5 protein-coding genes are annotated in these 5,276 nt (G+C 66.6%); all 5 read left to right on the top strand.

Features of this window, described 5'->3' with window-relative positions; all coding sequences use genetic code 11:
- On the top strand, positions 1-687 hold a 687-nt coding region (locus tag K0F85_RS22655), incomplete at its 5' end, for an XrtA-associated tyrosine autokinase (protein ID WP_257572986.1).
- The gene (locus tag K0F85_RS22650; protein ID WP_219118183.1) at positions 671-2,215 is read left to right on the top strand and encodes a TIGR03016 family PEP-CTERM system-associated outer membrane protein; all 1,545 of its coding nucleotides are present in this window, start codon (positions 671-673) and stop codon (positions 2,213-2,215) included. The genes K0F85_RS22655 and K0F85_RS22650, both read left to right, overlap by 17 nt.
- 12 nt (positions 2,216-2,227) lie before the next feature.
- Positions 2,228-3,388, top strand: coding sequence for a non-hydrolyzing UDP-N-acetylglucosamine 2-epimerase (wecB, locus tag K0F85_RS22645; RefSeq protein WP_219118182.1), 1,161 nt, complete (start codon positions 2,228-2,230; stop codon positions 3,386-3,388).
- Positions 3,385-4,245, top strand: coding sequence for an XrtA system polysaccharide deacetylase (locus K0F85_RS22640; protein ID WP_219118181.1), 861 nt, complete (start codon positions 3,385-3,387; stop codon positions 4,243-4,245). The genes wecB and K0F85_RS22640 overlap by 4 nt, the downstream gene beginning before the upstream one ends.
- Positions 4,245-5,276: FemAB family XrtA/PEP-CTERM system-associated protein (locus K0F85_RS22635; protein WP_219118248.1), on the top strand; the 1,032-nt coding region annotated here is incomplete at its 3' end. The genes K0F85_RS22640 and K0F85_RS22635, both read left to right, overlap by 1 nt.

Below are 5,276 nucleotides of genomic sequence, written 5' to 3'. Positions count from 1 at the left end.
CAAGGCATGCTCACGCAGGACGGCGGGCGCAGTTCGGTGGCCGAGGATTTCCGCATCATCAAGCGCCCGCTGCTGCGCCAGGCGCGCGCCAGCGGCGCCGAGGCCATCCGCCACGGCAATCTGATCGTCGTCACCAGCGCCATGCCCGGCGAAGGCAAGACCTATTGCGCCGTCAACCTGGCCATGAGCATCGCCATGGAAATGGATATCACGGTGCTGCTGGTCGATGCCGATGTGGCGCGCCCGTCCGTGCTGAAAGTGCTGGGCCTGCCGTCCGAGCCGGGCCTGATGGACGTGCTGCTCGACCCCCAACTGGCCATGGCCGACGTGATCCTGAAAACCAATGTGGCCAACCTGAGCATCCTGCCCGCCGGGCGCAGCAACAAGCATGCGACGGAGTTGCTGGCCAGCCGGGCCATGAGCCGGCTGCTGGCCGAGATCGCCAGCCGCTACGCCGACCGCGTCGTCGTCTTCGACTCGCCACCCCTCCTGATCACCAGCGAAGCGCACGCGCTGGTGGGGCAAATGGGGCAAGTGGTGATGGTCGTCGAGGCGGAAACGACGACCCAGCACGCCGTCAAGGAAGCGCTGCGCCAGATCGACACGTGCGAACACATACATTTGATCTACAACAAGACCAAATCGTTCCCCGGCAACGACTACTACGGTTATGGCTATTACGCTTAGCCGCCGGGTTTCGCTACCGCTGGCGCTGCCGCCGTTGCTGCCTTTGCTATCTTTGCTGCTGCCCGTGCCGGCCTTTGCCGTCGACTGGCTGGTGAAACCGTCGCTGCGCCAACGTGCGAGCTATACGGACAATGCGCTGCGTGCACCGCCCGGCCAGGCGCAATCGGACTTCATCACGGAAATCGCGCCCGCCATCGCCCTCGTCGGCACAGGCCCGCGCCTGCACGTGCAACTCGATTACAGCTGGCACAAATACCTGTCGCGCCAAGCTGCCGATACGCATAGGCACGACTTGCGCGCCACCGCCGACGCCGAACTGGTCAAGGACTGGTTCTTCATCGATGCCGATGCCAGCGTGAGCCGGCGCAACATCTCGCCGTTCGGCCCGCAGTTGATAGCCGAGCTGCCCGACACCGACCATGCCAGCACGGTGCGCACCACCGGCATCAGCCCCTACCTGCGCCACCGTTTCCACGGCCTGGCCACGACCGAGTTGCGCTACACGCGCAATACGGTCGACAGCGGCGGCGCACTGCTGTCCATGCAGAGCGATGAAATGGCATTGCTGCTCAGCGGCGAGCCGCGCAGCAAGGGCTGGACCTGGAACGCCAGCCACGACGTGCGCCGCACGCAGGACAGCAAGCTGGCACCCGTGCGCATGCAGCGCAGCAGCGCGGGCCTGCGCTATCCGTTCAGCAGCAGATGGGCGGCCACGGCCAGCGGCGGCACGGAAAAGGAAGGCTATCTATCCAGCACGGGCAAGACGCCGGCGGGCCGCTTCTGGTCGCTGGGCGGCGTGTGGACGCCATCGCCGCGTACCAGCGTGGCATTCAGCGCGGGCCAGCGCTACTTTGGCAATACCTATAGTCTGGATGCGACGCTCCTGCAGCGCCATACCAACTGGCAACTCAATTACAGCGAAAACGTCACCACCATGCCCACGCAGTTTTCGCGCCTGGGCGAGCGCGACGCGGCCACGCTGCTCGATCAATTATGGCGCGGCATCTTTCCCAACACGCGCGACAGGCGCTTGCGCATCGATGCCTTCCTGCGCTACGCCAACAGCCTGGGACCGGAACGGGGCGCCATCAATTACTTTAGCCACCGGTATTTCCTGCAAAAACAGCTGAAGCTGACAATGGCGCGCGCCACGGCAAAAAGCACGATGATCGTTGGCGTCACGGCCGTCGACCGCACGGCGCAAACGGCCAGCGGCATCGACAGCGGCCTGCTGCCCGGCGTGGAGTTCGGCAACGAAGACCGCACGCGCCAGATCGGCGGCAACCTGGGCTGGAGCTGGCAAGCCAGTTCGCGCACCAGCGTCAATGTCAATGCCGGCTACGCCAGCGTGCGCTCGCTGAGCGTGCCCCGGCGCGACAACAACATCACCGTGACAGCCGGGTACAGCCGCATCTTGCAGCCGGACATGACGGCCAGCATCGCGCTGCGCCACACGCGCCACGCCAGCGACCGCGGCGCTGACTACCGCGAAAACGGCGTCAGCGCCACGCTCACCATGCAATTTTAAGGAGGCTGCAGCATGCCCGACCCTTCTCTTGCCTGCGCCGCGCCGGCGCACCTGCTGTGCGTGGTGGCCGCGCGTCCCAACCTGATGAAGATGGCCCCCATCCTGGCCGCCCTGGCCCGCCAGGCGAGCGCCGTGCGCGTGAGTCTGTTGCATACCGGCCAACACTACGACACGGCCATGAATGGACAATTGTTTGCGGACCTGAACATGCGCGCGCCCGACATCGCCCTCGACGTCGGCTCCGGCAATCACGCGCAGCAGACGGCAGAGATCATGCGCCGTTTCGACGCCGTACTCGACGCGCAGCCGCCGCTGGCGCCCGATTGCGTGCTGGTGGTGGGCGACGTCAACTCCACCCTGGCGTGCGCGCTGGTGGCGGCCAAGCGCGGCACGCCTGTGATCCACGTCGAGGCGGGCTTGCGCAGCGGCGACCGGCGCATGCCCGAGGAAATCAACCGCGTGCTGACGGACCAGTTGTCTAGCCTGCTGCTGACGAGCGAGGAAGGCGCGCGCGCCAACCTGCTGCGCGAAGGCATCGCTGCCGAACGCATCCACTTCACGGGCAACGTCATGATCGACAGCCTGCGCCAGCAACTGCCGCGCGCAGTACAGCCCGACGCCACCTTGCGCGCCCACGGCCATGCCTGCCCGCCCGCGTATGGCTTGCTAACCCTGCACCGGCCGTCGAATGTCGATGACGCAGAACAACTGGAAGCGCTGCTCCTGGCGCTGGGGCAACTGTCATGCCAGCTGCCGCTGCTGTTTCCCATCCACCCGCGCACGGCGGCCGGCCTGCGCCTGGCGGGCCTGGAACCGTTGCTGGCGCGCCAGGCCATCATCTGCCTGCCGCCGCTGGGCTACCTGGAAATGTTGGGCCTGATACAAGATGCGCGCCTGGTGCTGACGGATTCGGGCGGCATCCAGGAAGAAAGCACGGCCCTGGGCGTGCCCTGCCTGACCCTGCGCGCCAATACGGAGCGCCCCGTCACTGTCAGCGATGGCACGAATACCCTGGCCGGCACGCAGCCGGCCGTCATCCTGGCGCTGGCGCGGGGCATCCTGGACACGGGCGGCAAGCGGGGCCGCATTCCGCCCCTGTGGGATGGCCACGCGGCCGAGCGCATCGCCGCCGTCATCGTGCCCTGGCTGGCGGCGCGCCGGGGCGCGGCATGACGCCGTCGCCTTCATCGTTGATATTGCGCAATGCGCTGACCATCGACGTGGAAGACTATTTCCAGGTGTCCGCCTTCGCGCCGCACATCGCGCGCGCCGACTGGCCCCGCCTGGAATGCCGGGTCGAGGCGAATATCGAGCGCATCCTGCTGTTGCTGGAAGCGCGGCGCATCCACGCCACCTTTTTTACCCTGGGCTGGATCGCCGAACGCTATCCGGCCATGCTGCGCCGCGTGGCGGACGCCGGACATGAAGTGGCCAGCCACGGCTATGCCCACCTGCGCGCCTGTGAACAGTCGGCAGCGCAGTTCGGCGCGGATGTGCGCCATAGCAAGACCATCCTCGAACAATTGACGGGGCTGGCCGTGCACGGCTACCGGGCGCCCAGCTTTTCCATCGGCACGGCCAATCTGTGGGCTTTCGACGTGCTGCGGGATGCGGGCTACCGCTACAGTTCCAGCATCTATCCAATCCGCCACGACCATTACGGCATGCCGGACGCTCCCCGCTTCGCCTGGCGCCCACAGGGACCGCACGGCGTGCTGGAACTACCCGTCAGCACCGTGCGCCTGCATGGGCGCAACGTGCCAGCCGGCGGCGGCGGCTATTTCCGCTTGATGCCGTATGCACTGTCGCGCTGGCTTTTGCGACGCATCAATTCGCGCGACGGGCAAGCTGGCATATTCTACTTTCATCCTTGGGAACTCGATCCCGGCCAGCCACGCCCGCCAGGCCTGACCGCCAGGACGCGCTTTCGCCACTACCTGAACCTGGGGCGCATGGAAGCGCGGCTGGCGCGCCTGACGCTCGATTTCTCCTGGGACCGCATGGACCGTATCTTTCTGGAAAGCACATGATGCACGAGGCCAGCCTTCCCTCCGACCCGGCGCCATCGGGCGACGCCATCGCCGTGCTGCCCCTGCAGCCGCACGAGCATGCGCGCTGGGATGCCTTTGTCGACACCTGCACGGATGCGACCTTCTTTCACCGCGCCGGCTGGCAAACCATCATGGAACAAGGGTTTCACCACGACAGCCATTTCCTGTACGCGCAACAGGACGGGCGCATCGCCGGCGTGCTGCCGCTGGCCCATGTGCGCAGCCGATTGTTTGGCTGCTCGCTCGTCTCGCTGCCGTTTTGCGTCTACGGCGGCATCGCTGGCGGCAGCGCGGCCGTGCGCCAGGCGCTCGACAGGGCCGCGCAGGCGCTGGCCCGGCGCCTCGGCGTGGGGCACCTGGAATACCGCTGGCGCGAGGAGGCGGACAATGGCCAGGAAAGCGCGGACGCGTCCTGGCTGGAGAAGCCCCTGTACGCGACCTTCCGCCGCCCGTTGCACGTGGACGCCGAACAGAATCTGCTGGCCATTCCCCGCAAGCAGCGCGCCGTCGTGCGCAAGGCCATGGCGGCCGGCCTGCGCAGCGCCGTCGAGCATGAGCTCGATCATTTTTACCCGATCTACGCGGCCAGTGTGCACCGGCTGGGCACGCCCGTCTTCGCGCGTCGCCATTTTTCCCTGCTGCGCGCGGTTTTCGGCGCCGCTTGCGAGATCGTTACCGTGTACGACGGCCAGCAGGCGCAGGCCAGCGTGCTGCTGTTCTATTTCCGCGATGAAGTGCTGCCGTATTATGCCGGCGGCACGCCGCTGGCGCGCAGCACGGGCGCGAATGACTTCATGTATTGGGAAGCGATGCGCCGCGCCTGCGCACGCGGCTACCGCCTGTTCGACTTCGGCCGCAGCAAGCAGGGCACGGGGGCATACGATTTCAAGAAAAACTGGGGTTTCAAGCCGCAGCCGCTGCCGTATGCCTACCAGCTCGTGCGCGCCACGGCCTTGCCGGAAGTCAACCCGCTCAATCCGAAATACGCGCTATTCATCCGCGCCTGGCGC

This window comes from Janthinobacterium sp. UMAB-56, assembly GCF_900095265.1.
In the GTDB taxonomy this organism is placed as follows: Bacteria; Pseudomonadota; Gammaproteobacteria; order Burkholderiales; family Burkholderiaceae_D; genus Janthinobacterium.
This window is presented reverse-complemented; position numbering and strand designations above follow the sequence as displayed.